The 17,536-nt window shown below is 32.3% G+C and carries 16 protein-coding genes; 10 read left to right on the forward strand and 6 right to left on the reverse strand.

The features are described from left to right. Positions 1–2: 2 nt before the first annotated feature. Both M4I21_RS02945 and M4I21_RS02950 read left to right on the forward strand, forming a co-directional pair. Positions 3–329, forward strand: coding sequence for a YbaB/EbfC family nucleoid-associated protein (locus tag M4I21_RS02945; protein WP_249557534.1), 327 nt, complete (start codon positions 3–5; stop codon positions 327–329). 39 nt (positions 330–368) lie between these two features. Then, positions 369–824 carry a thioredoxin family protein gene (locus M4I21_RS02950; RefSeq protein ID WP_249557535.1) on the forward strand — a complete coding sequence of 152 codons (456 nt, stop codon included), beginning with the start codon at positions 369–371 and terminating at the stop codon, positions 822–824. 308 nt (positions 825–1,132) lie between these two features. Here M4I21_RS02950 and M4I21_RS02955 read toward each other — a convergent pair whose 3' ends face one another. Beyond that, a complete protein-coding gene (locus M4I21_RS02955; RefSeq protein ID WP_249557536.1) occupies positions 1,133–2,233 on the reverse strand; it encodes an OmpA family protein in 1,101 nt (366 codons plus the stop codon). Between the two features lie 236 nt (positions 2,234–2,469). On the opposite strand from M4I21_RS02955, the gene M4I21_RS02960 reads away from it, so the two are divergent. Then, positions 2,470–2,784 carry a YegP family protein gene (locus M4I21_RS02960; RefSeq protein WP_249557537.1) on the forward strand — a complete coding sequence of 105 codons (315 nt, stop codon included), beginning with the start codon at positions 2,470–2,472 and terminating at the stop codon, positions 2,782–2,784. Here the strand turns inward: M4I21_RS02960 and M4I21_RS02965 are convergent. Together M4I21_RS02965 and M4I21_RS02970 are read right to left on the reverse strand one after the other, a co-directional pair. Next, positions 2,779–3,801 carry a threonine aldolase family protein gene (locus M4I21_RS02965; RefSeq protein WP_249557538.1) on the reverse strand — a complete coding sequence of 341 codons (1,023 nt, stop codon included), beginning with the start codon at positions 3,799–3,801 and terminating at the stop codon, positions 2,779–2,781. The genes M4I21_RS02960 and M4I21_RS02965 overlap by 6 nt on opposite strands. Before the next feature lie 18 nt (positions 3,802–3,819). Continuing rightward, positions 3,820–6,219 carry a zinc-dependent metalloprotease gene (locus M4I21_RS02970; RefSeq protein WP_249557539.1) on the reverse strand — a complete coding sequence of 800 codons (2,400 nt, stop codon included), beginning with the start codon at positions 6,217–6,219 and terminating at the stop codon, positions 3,820–3,822. Between the two features lie 88 nt (positions 6,220–6,307). Here M4I21_RS02970 and prfB point away from each other — a divergent pair. The 4 genes from prfB (at position 6,308) to M4I21_RS02990 (ending at position 10,857) form a co-directional block, all read left to right on the forward strand. Next, positions 6,308–7,406, forward strand: a protein-coding gene (prfB, locus tag M4I21_RS02975) for a peptide chain release factor 2 (protein ID WP_249557540.1) whose coding sequence is annotated in 2 segments (ribosomal slippage) — positions 6,308–6,370 and positions 6,372–7,406 — 1,098 coding nt in all. Because the reading frame shifts where the segments join, the coding sequence is not laid out codon by codon here. 20 nt (positions 7,407–7,426) lie between these two features. Beyond that, positions 7,427–7,768 (forward strand): arsenate reductase (glutaredoxin), encoded by a 342-nt coding sequence (arsC, locus tag M4I21_RS02980; protein WP_249557541.1) that lies wholly within the window; start codon positions 7,427–7,429, stop codon positions 7,766–7,768. 108 nt (positions 7,769–7,876) lie between these two features. Further along, positions 7,877–8,350: a hypothetical protein gene (locus tag M4I21_RS02985; protein WP_249557542.1), complete on the forward strand. Its 474-nt coding sequence runs from the start codon at positions 7,877–7,879 to the stop codon at positions 8,348–8,350. After that, entirely contained in the window at positions 8,347–10,857 is a 2,511-nt protein-coding gene (locus M4I21_RS02990) for a TonB-dependent receptor (protein ID WP_249557543.1), read from the forward strand. Before M4I21_RS02985 ends, M4I21_RS02990 begins: the two co-directional genes overlap by 4 nt. Positions 10,858–11,029: 172 nt before the next feature. Here the strand turns inward: M4I21_RS02990 and M4I21_RS02995 are convergent, their stop codons facing one another. Further along, complete coding sequence (locus M4I21_RS02995) at positions 11,030–11,203, reverse strand: hypothetical protein (RefSeq protein WP_013622269.1); 174 nt, start codon at positions 11,201–11,203, stop codon at positions 11,030–11,032. Positions 11,204–11,462: 259 nt separating this feature from the next. Here M4I21_RS02995 and M4I21_RS03000 point away from each other — a divergent pair, with 259 nt between their 5' ends. Then, positions 11,463–13,892 carry a TonB-dependent receptor gene (locus M4I21_RS03000; protein ID WP_249557544.1) on the forward strand — a complete coding sequence of 810 codons (2,430 nt, stop codon included), beginning with the start codon at positions 11,463–11,465 and terminating at the stop codon, positions 13,890–13,892. 118 nt (positions 13,893–14,010) lie between these two features. Then, the gene (fumC, locus tag M4I21_RS03005; protein WP_249557545.1) at positions 14,011–15,408 is read left to right on the forward strand and encodes a class II fumarate hydratase; all 1,398 of its coding nucleotides are present in this window, start codon (positions 14,011–14,013) and stop codon (positions 15,406–15,408) included. 74 nt (positions 15,409–15,482) lie between these two features. Here fumC and M4I21_RS03010 read toward each other — a convergent pair whose 3' ends face one another. After that, a complete protein-coding gene (locus tag M4I21_RS03010; RefSeq protein WP_249557546.1) occupies positions 15,483–16,370 on the reverse strand; it encodes a DUF8428 domain-containing protein in 888 nt (295 codons plus the stop codon). A 165-nt stretch (positions 16,371–16,535) separates the two neighbouring features. On the opposite strand from M4I21_RS03010, the gene M4I21_RS03015 reads away from it, so the two are divergent. Beyond that, complete coding sequence (locus M4I21_RS03015; RefSeq protein ID WP_249557547.1) at positions 16,536–17,006, forward strand: GNAT family N-acetyltransferase; 471 nt, start codon at positions 16,536–16,538, stop codon at positions 17,004–17,006. 94 nt (positions 17,007–17,100) lie between these two features. Here the strand turns inward: M4I21_RS03015 and ytxJ are convergent, their stop codons facing one another. After that, a complete protein-coding gene (ytxJ, locus tag M4I21_RS03020) occupies positions 17,101–17,490 on the reverse strand; it encodes a bacillithiol system redox-active protein YtxJ (RefSeq protein WP_249557548.1) in 390 nt (129 codons plus the stop codon). Positions 17,491–17,536: the final 46 nt, after the last annotated feature.

Consider the following 17,536-nt stretch of genomic DNA (forward strand, 5'->3'; position numbering starts at 1 on the left):
ATATGTTTGGAGATATGATGGGAATGATGGGAAAACTTAAAGAAACCCAACAAAAGGTTGAAGAAACAAAACAACGCTTAAATTCTGTTTTAATTGATGAAAAATCTAGTGATAATACTCTAAAAGTTACCATTACAGCAAACAGGACTATTAAAAGTATAGAGATTGATGAAAGTCTTTTAAAGGATAAAGAACAGTTAGAAGATTACTTAATTATAACATTAAACAAGGCTATAGAAAGAGCTACACAGGTTAATGAAACAGAATTAGGTGCTGCTGCAAAAGATGGTTTGCCCAATATTCCGGGAATGGATTCGTTATTTAAATAATAATGGCAAGTTTTTTGCAACACTAAAAAAAAGACAAAGATGAAACACTTATTAATAGCCCTAATTTTCCCAATAGTATTTGGTACAGCAACTTCTACTAAAGTAATTGCAGATGTAGAATGGAATACGGATTACGAGACAGTTTTAAAAAGAGCTAAAAAACAAGATAAAAACATTTTAGTATATTTTACTGGCAGCGATTGGTGTGGACCTTGTAAAATGCTTAAAAAAGATTTATTTGAAACAAGCGAATTTAAAGAAATTGCAAAAAACTATGAATTACTTTATGTAGATATTCCTAGAAACAATGACTTACTTACTCCTGAGCAATTAAAGCATAATATGGATTTAATGGCTAAGTATAATAAAAAGGGTGTTTTTCCTAACCTTAAAATTTTAGATAGTAAAGGAAGAGAAAAAGGCGCTTTACATGGGTATAGTATGAATGGTGAAGTACAACATCATATTAAGTTTTTAAAAAAATATATGAATTAATTATTTATATTTTATAAATCATAAAAAAGACCTTCAATTATTTTGAAGGTCTTTTTTTTACACCACAACTAACCTATTTAAATACCTTACTATGGCAAAACATTAATTGTAGTTACCAAAAGAACTTAAAGATTAATATTGCCTTAAAAGCAAGGTATACACAATAAACTTAAAGGTAAAAAGGATTAAGACTATGTATCTAGTCTTATAAAATGAGAACTATGAATGTTTATAAAATCAAAAGGGCTTTCAATATTAATTGAAAGCCCTTTTGTATTCGTTTGTAATTAACTAGTATAGATAATCTATTAGTTGTTAATTAATCTAAACTCAGTTCTTCTGTTAGCAGCGTGCTCTCTTTCTGTACAAGAAACACCATCCTTACATCTGTTCTTTAATTTGTTTTCACCGTAACCGTTTGCTACTAATAAACTAGAGTTAACACCCTTAGTAATTAAGTAATCAGCAACAGACTTAGCTCTTTTTTCAGATAAACTCTGGTTAGAAGCATTGTTACCTCTTGCATCTGTATGAGAAGCAATCTCTAATTTAACACCAGGATTTTGACTTAAAATTGGCATTAATCTAGAATCAATAATTCTTTTAGCTTCTGCAGTTAATGTAGAGCTACCTAAGTTCCAGTTAATCGGTAAAGCTTGGTACTGCACTAAAGAACATTCAACTTCGCTCCAAGAAGTAAGACCACCTTTTTGCTTTAAAACTTCTTTAGTGATTGTTTTAGTAACAGCAGGTACAGATACATTGCTAGTAAAAGCATCTTTATCTAAAATAGTTTTAGTAATTTCCTTGTATTCTGCAGGAATAATAGTTTCAACAACAGAAGGACCAGAAACCAATATCGTTTTCTTGTAAGAAGCATCTCTAGATCCAATTGGAGTTTTTGATACAGAAGCATCTGCTCCTAATACTTGAGTCTGAATAGTTGTAAATTCAGCTGGGTAACCTTTGTAACACCAGTATCTACAATCGTCAGGATTACCAGAAGCACAATCAGGAGCAGAAGCACCTAATTCCCATACAGCATATGCTGGCTTAACTTCAATAGTTTCTGAACTAGGATTAAAACTAGCTGGAGTAATACTTAATGTATTACCACCTTCTTTAGATACGTAAGAAATTGTTTCAGTTCCCCATTTTGCAGGTACAACTCTAAGTGTCTTACTTTCGTCTTTTACCAATACACGCTCTGTCACTGTCTTAAAAGTAGCAGGTACTGTTTTTAAAACAGAATATGCAGGCTTAGTTGTAATAGTTATAGATTCGTTTACGTATACATCCGGAGTTGTACAACGTACGTAACATTTACCTGGTTCTGGATTTGTTGGCAAATCTTGAGCCATAGTAACTGATGCAGTCATAACTGCCAATAAGAATAATAATTTTTTCATTTGTGGTTAATGTGTTTAATTAATGTTAAAATATGTTAATGTTTGACTGCAAATATAAAATTTTATGAGCGAAAAAACACAAAAAAGAGAACAAAAATATTTAAAGCGCCTATTTACTGAGTATTCAAGGGTTAACAAGAGTTAATTTTTAAGCAATTACACACTCTTAATAAAACCTTAAAATTATTATAATTTTAGAATTAAAATTATATTATCTTTAAAACAAAAGATAAATTATGATACATATAATCAAGAATAGCGACAATACATTCACATTTCATTTAAAAACAGCAAATAATATTGTCTTGTTACAAGGGGATAATTTTTCTAGTAAAGAAGAATTAAATACTACAATTAAGAATATAGTACCCGCTATAAACAGTCTTAACATTTTTGAACGTAAGACTGATTATAATGGTAAATTCTTATTTAATTTAAAAAATCTGGAAGGTAAAGTTATTGGAAAAAGTCAATTTTACTCTTCTGAAGCCGGAATGGAGAATGGAATAAAAAACTTAAGAAACAATATTAGTTCTCTAAACAATCTATAAACTTTTTAAAATAGATATAAACTTAGTATGCATACTATCTGTATAATCTAAATGAGTAACTATTCTTAGTTTGCCCTGCCCCATTCCTATTATTTCTACATCATTCTCTTGTAACTTAGCTAAAAATTGCTCTTGTGTAATTCGCTTTTCATCAATAGCAAAAATTATAATATTAGTTTCTATAGGCTCTACACTTTTTACAAAGTTAAGACCAGCTAACACCTCTCCTATTTCTTTAGCTTTTCTATGATCTTCTTGTAAACGTTCTATATGGTTATCTAAAGCATAAATTGCAGCTCCTGCCAAATAACCAGCTTGGCGCATACCGCCTCCAAACAATTTACGAACACGTATAGCACGCTGTATATCTTCTTTAGAGCCAACCAGAACAGAACCTACTGGGCACCCCAATCCTTTACTTAAACAAACACTTATCGTATTAAATAAAGCACCATATTGCTTTGCAGATTCTCCTTTAGCTACGAGTGCGTTCCATAAACGAGCACCATCTAAATGATACTTTAACCCGTGTTTCTCACAAACTGCTTTTATTTTTTCTAACTCTTTAAAATCCCAACAGGCACCGCCTCCTTTATTTGTAGTGTTCTCTATACACACTAAAGTAGTAAGTGGACTATGGTAAAAATCTGGCGGATTAATTACTTCTTCAACCTGTTCTGCCGTCATCATACCTCTATGACCATCTACCAACCTACAACTAACGCCACTATTAAAACTAACACCACCACCTTCATAATTAAAAATATGGGCATACTTATCGCATATCAATTGTTCTCCCGGTTGCGTATGTAATTTTATTGCTGTCTGGTTTGCCATTGTTCCGCTAGGAAAAAACAAAGCAGCCTCCATACCAAACATAGCAGCTACTTTAGCTTCTAACTCATTTACCGTTGGGTCATGCTTAAACACATCGTCACCAACTTCTGATGCAAACATCGCATTTAGCATCTCTGGTGTTGGCTTTGTTACCGTATCGCTTATAAGGTTAATTTTCATTCTAATTAATATTTATTTTTAGTTTGACAAACATTCCATTCCTATTGGTGATCCATCAGGAATTTTAGGAGATTTTACTGTAGTAAACAGCTCTGGATGTTCTTGAAAATGATTTATTCTTGTAACAACTTCTAATGCATACGCATTATCTTTTAAAACAAACTCTTTTTTAATTTCTCTCAATTTAAAATTTGCAATTGCATTCACTTGTGGATGCACATTTTTACTAGCAGCTAAATTTAATATATAAAATAAGGTTCTAAAATTTATGTTTTGCTGCACTTCACTTAAGTAAGCATCCTTAATTTCCGATCTTAAAGTTTCGTTTACCAAAGCATCTAAAACTTCTGGCAGACCAAGCTGATTCTTATCTAAGCTCTTTTGTTGTATTAACCTAGATGCTCTTTGCGGATGTAATAAAAAAGAAAGTGTAATATCTGCTGCTGTTTCTGCTGCCGAAAGCGGATCAAAAGACACTCCAGTTTTTCCGCTAAAAGATTCTCTTGTTCTGTTATACCCCATTGCTCTTGGCGGAAACAAATCTAATTTATTTTTTGGTATTGCAATATAATTCGCATTTACGGTTTTAAGCAGTGTACGCAAAGCTTCTTGTTGTTCTTTTTTAGAGACAGTTTTAACCGTAAACTGTCCATCTCCTTTTACTGCGTAATTATAATCTAAACCACCAACTACTTTAGATACAGCTTCAGTTTGGTATCTATGAAAAAAATACAACGGCGCAAACACATCTTCTAAGACAGAATTTGGTTCTCCGTCCTTAATATTATCAATAGAAAAATTATGTATAGCAACTTCTCTAATTTTTAAAACATTATTCAACTCCTCGGTTGCGTTACTACCATTATCCCATAAATGTGCGTATGCGTGTGCACCGCCACTTGCTCTTGCATCACTATCAGATATAAAACGATATCCTTCTTTATGCGATTTTGCTATAATTTCTTTTAGTGCTTTTTCTTCATCTACTCCCTCTTTAAAATCTGAATATGAATAGGCAACGGTGTACTTATCCCACGCTCCTATTCCTGTTGCGTACGCATTTGAAAAATCTATTGTAGTCCCTTTTAAAGAAAACTGTGGATGAGGATAGTCCATAACCGAAGCCTTATTATTACTACTAGCAGCAAAGTTATGCGCAAAACCTAAGGTATGTCCTATTTCATGCGCAGATAACTGACGTATACGCGCCAATGCCAACTCTAGCATTTTTTCATAATTATCATTACGTTTAGCAAAAGGTTTATCTGTTAATGCTTGTGCTATTAAAAAGTCTTGACGTATACGTAAACTTCCTAAACTAACATGGCCTTTTATTATCTCCCCTGTTCTAGGATCTGTAACACTAGCCCCATAACTCCAGCCCCTTGTTGCCCTATGTACCCATTGTATTACATTATACCTAACATCCATTGGATCTGCATCTGACGGTAGTATTTTGACCTGAAAAGCATCTTTATACCCAATAGATTCAAATGCCTGGTTCCACCATTTTGCTCCGTCTAATAACGCAGAACGTATAGGTTCTGGTGTTCCGTTATCTAAATAATAAATTATAGGCTCTACAGCTTCACTTACCGCTGCATTTGGGTCTGTCTTTTCTAAACGATGTCTTGCTACAAATCGTTTTTTAATATCCTTCTGTACCGGAGTAGCATAATCATAATAAGAAAACAGAAAAGAACCGCTACGAGGATCATAGGCTCTTTTTTTATATCCAGCATCTGGCAACTGCACAAAAGAATGGTGCTGTGCCACAGTAACCAAACTAGATGTTGGTGTTACCGAACTTATATACCTCCCTTTTGCTTCCCCTTTAAAAGTAAGATAAACATCAAACTCTATATTTTTAGGAAACGCTTTTGTTCGCTCTAAATTAAAAGTACTTTTTGTAGCATCTAAACTATAAGAACCTTGCCCCGTATTCTTCAATTTAGATATAACTCCATGCGTATCTTGCATAAAAAGACTCGTAATATCTATAATAAATTTTCCGTTTTTTTCTTCCTCAATTTTAAATCCGCCTAAAATAGATTTTGAAAACGCTTGTTCAACAGATTGTTTTTCTAATAAATTGTCTGTTATAGCTCTGTATTTTAAATTGGGTTGTATTAGTAATAATTTATTCGCTGCTTTTTTAAAGTACACAACCCTTCTATCTCCTAACTGCCCCCTATCTAAACCAATATCATTACTGCCAACACCACTACTTAAAGAGTTTACATAGAGAAACTCTTTTTCTAGATCGTTAACTTCTAAATATACTTTATCTGTTTTTGCATCGTAATAAAAAGAAAAGTAGCCCTCGTATTTCTTAAAATTTTTACTCTTTTCTGCAAATTGAGCTGTTACCATAATGCAATTACATACTAGTAGTAGAAAAATAGAAATACGTCTCATTGGTTCTTTTTTTGATTTTCTAAATTTATATAAAATAGATTGTACAACCATAGTTTAGTGTTATTTTTGCTTTTAAATTATTTTAAGAATGATAACAACAGATCAGTACAAAGATCTTTTAGATCGCCTTGGTGCGTTAAGGAGGTATCTTTGACATAGATGCCAAGCTTATAGAAATAGAAAATGAAGAGGAAAAAACTTTAGCTCCAAATTTCTGGGATAATGCACAGGTAGCGCAAGCTCAAATGAAAGTGCTACAGTCTAAAAAGAAATGGGTAAAAGATTTTGATGATGCTAAAACACTTATAGCAGACCTTGAAGTTTTACTTGAATTTTTAAAAGAAGGCGATGTTACTGCTGAAGAAGTAGAACTACACTATAACAAAGCTAAAACACATATTGAAAGCTTAGAGTTTAAGAATATGCTTTCTGATGAAGGAGATGAACTTACAGCTATTTTACAAATAACTGCAGGTGCTGGCGGAACAGAAAGTTGCGACTGGGCAGCTATGCTTATGCGTATGTATCTCATGTGGGCAGAAAAACAAGGATACAAAATAAAGGAGCTAAACTACCAAGCAGGTGATGTTACTGGTATAAAAACTGTTACTCTAGAAATAGAGGGCGATTATGCTTTTGGATGGTTAAAAGGAGAAAATGGCGTACACCGTTTGGTACGTATCTCTCCATTTGATAGTAATGCCAAAAGACACACCTCTTTTGCTTCTGTCTATGTTTATCCGTTAGCAGATGATAGCATAGAAATAGAAATTAACCCCGCAGACATAGAAATTACAACAGCTCGTTCTAGTGGTGCTGGAGGCCAAAATGTAAACAAGGTAGAGACTAAAGTACAATTAAGTCACAAACCTTCTGGTATACAAATTTCGTGTTCGGACTCTCGTTCGCAACACGATAATAGAGCTACTGCTATGAAAATGCTTAAATCTCAATTATACGAAATTGAATTGCGTAAAAAACAAGAGGCACGTAGCGAAATTGAAGCTGGAAAAATGAAGATTGAATGGGGTTCGCAAATACGTAATTATGTTATGCACCCATACAAACTGGTAAAAGACGTACGTACTGCAGAAGAAACTGGTAATGTAGATGCTGTTATGGACGGTAATATAGATCAGTTTTTAAAAGCCTATTTAATGATGATGGGGCAAAAACAAGAAGATTAATATAGTAAAACTAAAAAAAGATGATCACAATATACCATAACAACAGATGTAGCAAATCTAGAGCAGGTGTGGCTTTATTAGAAGACTCTGGTAAAGAGTTTAAAATAATAAAGTATTTAGAAGATGTACCTAGCAAAAAAGAATTAGAAGAAATTATAAGCTTACTAAACATACAGCCAATAGACCTTGTTCGTAAAAACGAAGCTATTTGGAAAGAGAACTATAAAGGCAAAGATTTATCTAAAGAAGAAATTTTAGATGCAATGCTAACCAACCCTAAACTTATAGAAAGACCAATAATTATAAATGGTAAAAAAGCTGTAATTGGCCGTCCTACCGAACTAATAAATTCCATAATTTAGAGGCGTTTTAGTTCTTGGCATTTTTATTGCTATTTTCTTTTAACAAATCTTTAACCAAACTAGATTAAACCTTCTTTAATTTTTAAACTCTTACTAATTCAGAAAGTTATGAAAACTAAAAAAATATTTTTTTATGCAACACTAACATTTGTATTATCTGTTTCTACTGTAGAAGCGCAATATGGTTACGGTAACGGTTATAATAATGGATCTGGAAGAGGTCGTGTTAGAAACCAAATGCCACAGACACAGTCTAATGAAAAGCCAAAACCACTTACAGCAGAAGAAATTGTAGAATTACAAATGCCAAAAATTACTGAAGTTATAGAACTAAATAGTTTTGAACAAGCAGTCCTAAGTACTACTCTAACCAAGTATATTAAAAAGTATATGGAACTGCAGATTTTAAAGCTAGAAGGTGAAAAAATGAAGGAAAGCATTGAAAAGTTACAAAAAGAACAATCTGAAGAATTAAAAGCGGCATTGCCAAAAGAAAAATACGACGCGTATGTTGCTTTAGAAAAAGAAGGTTTTAAAAAGACCAAAAAAAAGAAAAAGAAAAAAAATAAAAAGAAAGAATGAAACACTTATTTTCCTTAGTACTATTATTTGCTACAGTAATAACGTACGCTCAAGGTCCTAATGCACAAAAAACAGATCCTAAAAAAGTTAAGATTACAGGTGCTGTTGTAGATGATGAAACAGGAGATCCTTTAGAATACGCAACACTTATATTACAAAGTGTTAAAGACCCATCTATTGTTACTGGTGGTATAACAGATGAACAAGGAAAATTTAATGTTACGGCAGACGCAGGCATGTATCATATAAAAGTTGAGTTTTTATCTTACAAAACTTATACTCTAAACAATCAAGATTTATCTAGCTCTAGAGATTTAGGTATTATTAAATTAGCCTTAGATGTTGAGCAGTTAGACGCTGTTGTTATTACAGCAGAAAAAACAACTGTACAACTAAGACTAGATAAAAAAATATACAATGTTGGTAAAGACTTAACCGTTAAAGGTGGTTCTGTAACAGATGTATTAAATAACGTACCATCTGTAGATGTAGATGTAGAAGGAGCAATTAGCTTAAGAGGTAACGAGAGTGTAAAAATCTTAATTAACGGTAAACCATCTGCTTTATCTGGTTTAGACAATGCTGCATTAAAATCGTTGCCTGCAGATGCTATAGAAAGAATAGAGGTTGTAACTAACCCTTCTGCTAGATACGATGCTGAAGGTACTGCTGGTATCTTAAACATTATTTTAAAGCAAAGCAAAACAGCTGGTTTAAATGGTTCTGTTTCTGCTACAGTAGGAGACCCTGAGCAATATGCTGGTTCTGCTAACATAAACCTTAGAAGAGATAAATTTAACCTTTATACAAATTTAAGCTACAGAGACAGAACTGGTCCTGGTAATGCTTTCTATGAAAACCAATACCTAGACGAAGACGGTAACCCTTCTAGTTTTGAAAACGAATACAGAGAATACACAAGGAGTAGTAAAAGTTACAATGCAAACATAGGTTTTGAGTATTTTATTGATGAAACAAGTAGTATTACAAATTCTGTTTTATATAGAAACTCTAATGGTTTAGATCTTGCTGAGGTAAACTTCTTTAATTTTGATGGTAACATGACTCCTACTATTGAAAGACAAAGAACTACGAATGAAGATGACGATGAAGAAACAGTACAGTACTCATTAAACTACGAAAAAAGATTTAATGAAGATGGTAATAAATTAACTGTAGACTACCAATATTCTAGATCAGATGAATTAGAGAACGCTAGTATAGAAGAGGTAGTTAGCGGTAGCACAACTAATAGTCCTTTAGAGCGTACAATAACAGACAATAACCAAATAAAGCAATTGGTACAATTAGATTACGTACTGCCATTTGGTAAAGATTTTGCTTCTCAGTTTGAGGCTGGTTATAGAGGTAACTTTAACAACTACACTACAGATTATGACTTTGGTCAAGAAATAGGCGGTACTTTTAATAGTGATCCTAATTTTAGTAATACATTATTTTTTAATGAAACTGTAAATGCAGCTTACGTACAATTAGGTACTAAGATTGATAAATTTAGTATCCTTGGTGGTATACGTGTAGAAGACACAGATATAGAAATAGAATTAGCAGAAACTAATGATATTAATACTAAAAAATACACAAACTGGTTCCCTTCTGTTTTCTTAGGATATGAGTTATCAGAAATGGAGCAATTTACAGTAAGTTACAGCAAAAGATTAAGAAGACCGGGATCTTGGTTTATTAACCCTTTCCCTTCTAGATCTAGTAACACTAACCTATTTTATGGTAATCCAGATTTAGATCCAACTTTTACAGATGCTTATGACTTAGGTTATTTAAAAAGATGGGATAAAGTATTGTTTAACATCTCTGGTTATTACAACCACTCTACTGGTGTTTTTCAATTTATAACACAAGAAACGGGAGAATTTGTAAGCATAAGCGACCCTTCTAACCCAGGAACTTCTGTAGAGATACCAGTACAAGCAAGAACACCAATTAACTTAGCTACAGAAAGTAGATATGGTTTAGATATTACATCTACATACACACCAATGAGAAACTGGAGATTTAGCTTAAATCTAAACTTGTACCAACAAAACGTAGAAGGAGAACATTCGTATACAAACTTCCAAAACCAAGTAATTACTCAGGTTTTTGATGCAGATAACTTTAGCTGGTTTTCTAAGTTTAGCGCAAAAATTCCACTACCTGCAAAAATCGATTTTCAAACAAACTTAACATATAGAGGTCCATCTGAAAATGCCCAAACCATTAGAAAAGGAATGTTTGGTTCAGATTTAGCTTTAAGTAAAGATTTACTTAATGACAAAGCTACTTTATCTTTAAGTGTGAATGATATTTTTAATACCAGAAAAAGAATTTCTGAAAGTACAACGGAAAATATTATCTCTAACAGCGAATTTCAATGGAGACAGAGAAGTGCTTCTTTAACTTTTACATACAGATTTAACCAACAGAAAAATCAACGTAGTAAAGGAGAAATGAAAGATAACGGAGGTGATATGGAAATGCAAGGATAAACAACAATAAACAAGTAACACATAATTAGAAAAGAGGCCATTGGCCTCTTTTTTTTATTTAAAAAAACAGCAAACATAATAGTTGCTATACTTTTTTACATAACGAACTATATTTTGCATCTAAAAAATATATGCAAAAAAAAGAGACTCAATTGAGTCTCTTTATATTTTTTTATTCTAATCGTTTTGCTTTTTTAGCTTCTCGTTTTTCCTTAAGAAATTCTATAAGTGATCCGCCCAACCAATAAGGTATAACAAAAGTTAATAAAAATATCATTAACCAAAATCCTATGGTAAGGATAGTTAAAAAAGCTAAAAAACCTAAGTACTGGTCAAATTCAAACATATATAATTTATTTTAACGATTACAAAGATACTTCTTAAGATGAATAGTACAAATCTTAAGCTAAAAAAAATTAGAATTATTTTAGAATTATTCTATATTTGTAGTATAAGACGTATTAAAATTGTCCCAAAATTTAATATTGCACTGAATAATTTTAAATTCTTACAAACTGACTTAAACTACGCACCTACTCTACTATGTTTACAACAATAAAAGCTAACCTACTCTATAAACTAACCACTTATACGGCTATGCTATAATGAGAAACATACCATTGTTCGCTTTTTTACTCCTTTCTATTTTAGGCAACTCACAAGAGATAAAACCAAGTGAAAACCTACAAAATATTAAAATCACCGGTATTGTTAAAGATAGTAACACCAATAAACCATTAGAATACGCTACCTTAATTTTACAAGACCCTAATAACCCTAATTTTATTTCTGGAGGGGTTACAAATAAAAACGGAAAGTTTGCAATAGAAATTCCAAGTGGCACATACCATTTAAAAGTAGAATATCTAAGCTATAAGGTAATTAACCTAAATAACCTGGATTTAAGTTCCTCTAAAAACTTAGGAGAAATTAAATTAGAAGCAGACGTAGAAAAATTAAATGAAGTTGAACTTATTGCCGAAAAAACAACGGTAGAATTAAGACTAGATAAAAAGATATACAATGTAGGTAAAGATCTAGCCCTAAACGGTGGTTCTGCATCAGACGTGCTTAACAATATACCTTCCGTTTCAGTAGACCCAGAAGGATCTATTAGTTTAAGAGGAAATAATAATGTAAAAATACTGATTAACGGTAAGCCTTCTACCCTTTCTGGTATTAGTCCGGAAGCCCTAAAACAAATGCCCGTAAGTACAATAGATAAGGTGGAAGTTATTACAAACCCATCCTCTAAATATAGTTCTTCTGGTACAGCGGGAATTTTAAATATCATTTTAAGAAAATCTAAAAAAGCAGGGCTCAATGGCTCTATCACAGCTACTGCTAAAGATCCTGAATATTATAAAGTTGGCCTTTCTTTGGGTTTAAAAAAGAAGTTGTTTACTCTATTTTCTAATGTAACTTATACAGACAGAGAAAGACCTGGCTATTCATTATTTAACAATGATTTTTTTGACATTAATAACACGAGCACCGGCTACGAAAATGAATATAGATCTTTAGACAGAAACTATAAGAATCTTACAGTAAGCTCTGGAATAGAACTTGCACTAAATGAAAGTACAAGTATTACGAACTCTGTAGCTTACAAAAAATCTTCAGGCTTGCATGCTACAGGTATAACCTTAAATAATTTTAATGTTTTATCTAACTCCCTTATCAACAGAACTAGAAATACACTAGAGGATAGCGATGAAGAAAATATTAGTTATTCGGTAAACTATAAAAGAAAATTTAATTCTAAAGGGCATAATTTAACTGCAGATTACCGCTACTCTAGGAACAACGAACTAGAAGACAGGGAAATTAACGAAAAAATAGTTTCTAGTACTATTTTTATGCTTGATGAAGCAATGACTCACGATCATCAAATAAGTCAGCTTGCACAAGTAGATTACACATTACCTTTTGGAAAAGACTATAACTCTAAGTTAGAAATTGGGTACAGAGGTGTTTTTGACAATTACAATATAGATTATACAGAAGGCTCCATTATAAACAATCAGTTTATTAAAAATACGATGTATAGCAACAACCTAGTTTACAATCAAGATGTAAATGCAGGATATTTACAGTTTGCACAAGGTTTTAATAAGCTAACAGCTTCTTTAGGTGTACGCGTAGAGCATACAGATGTTTCTGTGTTATTAACTAACTTAAACACTACAGCCGCAACATCTTACATCAATTGGTTCCCATCTCTATTTTTAAGTTATGAGTTTACTTCTAAAGAAAAAATAGGTTTAAATTATAGCAAAAGAATAGACAGGCCTACAGCAGGCAACTTAAATCCTTTTCCTAACAGAGTTAGTAAAACCAACTTGTTTTATGGCAACCCAGATTTAGACCCAATGTTTACCAATTCGTTTGAGTTTAACTATATAAACAAATGGAATAAAGTAACATTTAACTCGGCCTTATTCTACTCTAAAACTGAGGATGTAATACATAATGTTGTTATAGAAACAGGAGAAACAGAAACTATTACAGCCAATAGCGGCAGCATCTCTACTCCTATAATTGCTAAAACCAAAAGAAATATAGCACAAGAAGATAGACTTGGTTTAGACGCAACAGTTACTTATGTACCTCTAAAAAAATGGCGTTTATCCGTAAATTTATTTATGTACAACCAAAATTTAACGGGGAACTATACGTATACAGATAGCAACAACCAATTAGTTCATGTAGATTTTAACGCAGACCAATTTAGATGGACGAGTAGTTTAAGTGTAAAATTGCCGCTACCCTATGCTGTTAATTTTCAGACAAATTACTATTATGTGGGTGCAGATAACAACTCGCAAACAAAAACAAAAGCTTTAAATAGGTTAGATATTGCTTTTAGCAAAAATATTATTAAAAATAGAGCATCTATAGCTATAGGAGTTACAGATATATTTAATGCTTACCGAAGGTATTCTACTAGTAATTTAGAAAATTCTACTTCTTATAACGAGCTTCAATCAGACCAAAGAAACCTAAGAGCCACTTTTACATATAAATTTGACTAGATCGCTTTCTTTTTTTAGCTAAACACCTACCAAAGCAAATATTACAGAAATAGGTGTTTTTAATAGGTTAAAATAATTCTTCAAAATTGTATCTTTGTATCTATAAAAAATTAGTATAATGAGCTTTAGAATAGAAAAAGATACAATGGGTAACGTAGAAGTACCTGCTGATAAATATTGGGGAGCGCAAACAGAACGCTCTAGAAACAATTTTAAAATTGGACCTGCTGCCTCTATGCCTTTAGACATAGTTTATGGTTTTGCCTATTTAAAAAAGGCTGCTGCATATACCAATTGTGAATTAGGAGTATTAACTGAAGAAAAAAGAGATTTAATTGCACAAGTATGTGATGAGATTTTGACGGGTAAGCACAACGATCAATTTCCTTTAGTAATTTGGCAAACAGGCTCTGGTACACAGAGTAATATGAATGTGAATGAGGTTGTTGCTAACAGAGCTCATGAAATAGCTGGTAAAGTTATTGGTGAAGGCGAAAAAACAATACAACCTAACGATGATGTTAACAAATCACAATCATCTAACGATACGTTCCCTACTGGTATGCACATTGCTGCCTATAAAAAAATTGTAGAAAACACTATTCCAGGAGTAAAACAACTTAGAGATACATTAGAGAAGAAATCTAAAGAATTTGCTACTGTTGTAAAAATAGGACGTACACACTTAATGGATGCTACTCCCTTAACTTTAGGTCAAGAATTTTCTGGTTACGTATCTCAATTAAGCCACGGTTTAAAAGCTTTAGAAAATACATTACCACATTTAAGTGAGCTTGCTCTTGGTGGTACTGCTGTTGGTACAGGATTAAATACTCCTGCCGGTTATGATGTCCTTGTTGCAAAATACATTGCAGAATTTACGGGATTACCATTTATAACAGCAGAAAATAAGTTTGAAGCTTTAGCTGCGCATGATGCAATTGTAGAAAGCCACGGAGCCTTAAAACAATTAGCTGTTTCTTTAAATAAAATTGCAAACGATATTAGAATGATGGCTTCTGGTCCACGTTCTGGAATTGGCGAAATAGTTATACCTGCTAACGAACCTGGAAGTTCTATTATGCCAGGAAAAGTTAACCCAACACAATGTGAAGCCATAACAATGGTTTGTGCACAGGTTATGGGTAACGATGTTGCTATTTCTGTTGGTGGTACACAAGGTCATTACGAGCTTAATGTATTTAAACCAATGATGGCTGCTAACATATTACAATCTGCTCAATTAATTGGCGATGCTTGTGTAAGTTTTGATATTAATTGTGTTGCTGGCATAGAGCCTAATCACGCAATAATTAAAGAGTTACTAAACAATTCATTAATGCTTGTAACCGCTTTAAATACTAAAATTGGGTACTATAAAGCTGCTGAAATTGCAAACACCGCACACAAGAATGGTACAACCTTAAAAGAAGAAGCTATTAATTTAGGGTACGTAACTGCAGAACAATATGATGACTGGGTAAAGCCAGAAGAAATGGTTGGTTCTTTAAAATAAAAAATCAATTACCTCTAAAAACAAAAAAGGTGCAATCTAAAGATTGCACCTTTTTTTATATGTATTATTTAGGTCTATTTAAGAGTAAACTCGCTCTTACCTAATATCTTCAATTTAGAATCATAAACAATAGCCATATAATTTCCTTTTTGAAAATCACCTACTGGTTTGTTTACGTAATCACAAATATCTAATGTTCTGTTTTCGTAATAAAAAGCAGTTGCTTTACTAAAAGTTAAAGATGCACCACCTTCGTTAGATTTAGTAGTTCCTTCTCCTAAAACATTTCCTTGAGGATCTAATACTTCTAAATAAAATTCTCTATCACCAGCTTGTGCAATTGCATTATCTGCAACTGTAAAACAAATTTTAAGCTTGTCTGCTCTACCTGCTCTAGTCGTAGAAACTAATTTACCACTACCACGTTCTTTTACTGCATCTACAGAAAATTTAGCTAAGTTTAATGCAGAACCTTTTTCTACTGCATCAGCCAACTGCGTATTTTGTACTACTAAAGAATCATTAAAAACAGTTTGTTTAGATAACTCTTGGTATGTACTATCTCTTTCCATTGCTAACATCGAGTTAGATGTAGTTAAAGAATCTACTTTTCTAAGTAAAAAAGCTCTTTCTTTCTTTAACAAATCTACTTGTCTTCTGTATCTAGATAAAGAAGATATGTCTGTCTTCATTGTTTTAACAGAATCAATGTATTTCGCAATTCTATCTCTAGCTTCTACCAATTCTTCATTTGTAGCATTGCTCTCCATAATAGCTTTATCATACTCAGACTGTAAGCTAGTTAAATCATTAACTACATATTCTTTCTCTTGTGTTAAAACAGTTTTGGTTCTTTCTCTGTCTTTATACAATGATACTGTGTAGGCTATAGAACCTAACAATCCCACTCCCAATAAAACAGCAAGTACCTTTAATCCCGTATTACTCTTTTTCTCACTCATAACAATACTATTAATTCAGTTTAATTTATTAACTTGACTTAAGCTAATCTTTTTGGTTTAGTTTATATACGTTTTGGTTTAACATTTAGATTATATCCCCCCTAAAAACTGGTTTAAGGTAAAGTTTAATCGTCTAACGGAAACAACTGCTTAAAATTATACTTTATGATAAATAATTTAACATTTATTCCCTATCAGCCAAAATACGCTAAAACCTTTAAAAAACTAAATTTAGAGTGGATAAAAAAGTTTTTTGAAGTAGAAGAAAAAGACATTGAACTCTTAGACAAGTGCGAAGAGAATATTATAAATAAAGGAGGTTACATTTTTTTTGCTAAAATTGATAAAACTATTGTGGGCTGCTTAGCCTATATTAAGATTGAAGACAACGTATACGAACTTGGCAAAATGGCAGTAGCAGAAGATCACCAAGGAAAGCGAATAGGACAAGCACTTTTAAATTACGCCATAGATTTTGCAAAAAAAGAACAATGGAGCAAGGTCATTTTATACTCTAGCATAAAACTTAAAAATGCCTTACACATTTATAAAAAAATGGGGTTTATAGAAATCCCTATAGAGCCAGATGTTGTCTATAAAAGGAGTAGCATTAAAATGGAACTTCATCTAAACTAAGCAAGAAGTACATTCTTAACCTTAATTTAAGAATACAAAAAAAAAGCCCTTGCGCATGCAGGGGCTTTTTTAAGTTTAAAAGATAGCTCTTCTTTTAAATGTATTTCTCTAAATGCAATTCGTTTATACTACCATGAGATGCATTAGCCACTGCTACACCGTTTTTAACCACTATTAATTGTGGCGATTGATGCATCACCTGAAATTTGTACCCCGTTTCATTAGAAACCTCTCTGTATTGTAATAAATCTAGATAATACAAATCTACCTGTTCTTCTGTATAGTCATAAGTATCTCTAAACATTTTAATAACCATACGGCTAATACCACAACTGGTAGAGTGCTTAAAAATAATTTGCGTTTTAGTTTTAGATTTTGTTTCAATCTCTTTTAACTGCTCCACAGTAGTTAAAGGAATCCAAGGCAGCTGCTTCTCCTCTTTTTTTTCTCCATTACCACCAAATAAACCTGTAAATAATCCCATTATAATTCTTAAATTTATAGTTAAGTCGATCTAATTGCCTAAACTT

The sequence above is a fragment of the Cellulophaga sp. 20_2_10 genome, from assembly GCF_023476645.1.
Taxonomy (GTDB): Bacteria; Bacteroidota; Bacteroidia; order Flavobacteriales; family Flavobacteriaceae; genus Cellulophaga.

Excerpts from the sequence above, each read along its gene's own strand:
- M4I21_RS02945 (WP_249557534.1), top strand. The coding sequence starts at position 3 with ATGTTTGGAGATATGATGGGAATGATGGGAAAACTTAAAGAAACCCAA.
- M4I21_RS02950 (WP_249557535.1), top strand. The coding sequence starts at position 369 with ATGAAACACTTATTAATAGCCCTAATTTTCCCAATAGTATTTGGTACA.
- M4I21_RS02955 (WP_249557536.1), bottom strand. The coding sequence starts at position 2,233 with ATGAAAAAATTATTATTCTTATTGGCAGTTATGACTGCATCAGTTACT.
- M4I21_RS02960 (WP_249557537.1), top strand. The coding sequence starts at position 2,470 with ATGATACATATAATCAAGAATAGCGACAATACATTCACATTTCATTTA.
- M4I21_RS02965 (WP_249557538.1), bottom strand. The coding sequence starts at position 3,801 with ATGAAAATTAACCTTATAAGCGATACGGTAACAAAGCCAACACCAGAG.
- M4I21_RS02970 (WP_249557539.1), bottom strand. The coding sequence starts at position 6,219 with ATGAGACGTATTTCTATTTTTCTACTACTAGTATGTAATTGCATTATG.
- arsC (WP_249557541.1), top strand. The coding sequence starts at position 7,427 with ATGATCACAATATACCATAACAACAGATGTAGCAAATCTAGAGCAGGT.
- M4I21_RS02985 (WP_249557542.1), top strand. The coding sequence starts at position 7,877 with ATGAAAACTAAAAAAATATTTTTTTATGCAACACTAACATTTGTATTA.
- M4I21_RS02990 (WP_249557543.1), top strand. The coding sequence starts at position 8,347 with ATGAAACACTTATTTTCCTTAGTACTATTATTTGCTACAGTAATAACG.
- M4I21_RS02995 (WP_013622269.1), bottom strand. The coding sequence starts at position 11,203 with ATGTTTGAATTTGACCAGTACTTAGGTTTTTTAGCTTTTTTAACTATC.
- M4I21_RS03000 (WP_249557544.1), top strand. The coding sequence starts at position 11,463 with ATGAGAAACATACCATTGTTCGCTTTTTTACTCCTTTCTATTTTAGGC.
- fumC (WP_249557545.1), top strand. The coding sequence starts at position 14,011 with ATGAGCTTTAGAATAGAAAAAGATACAATGGGTAACGTAGAAGTACCT.
- M4I21_RS03010 (WP_249557546.1), bottom strand. The coding sequence starts at position 16,370 with ATGAGTGAGAAAAAGAGTAATACGGGATTAAAGGTACTTGCTGTTTTA.
- M4I21_RS03015 (WP_249557547.1), top strand. The coding sequence starts at position 16,536 with ATGATAAATAATTTAACATTTATTCCCTATCAGCCAAAATACGCTAAA.
- ytxJ (WP_249557548.1), bottom strand. The coding sequence starts at position 17,490 with ATGGGATTATTTACAGGTTTATTTGGTGGTAATGGAGAAAAAAAAGAG.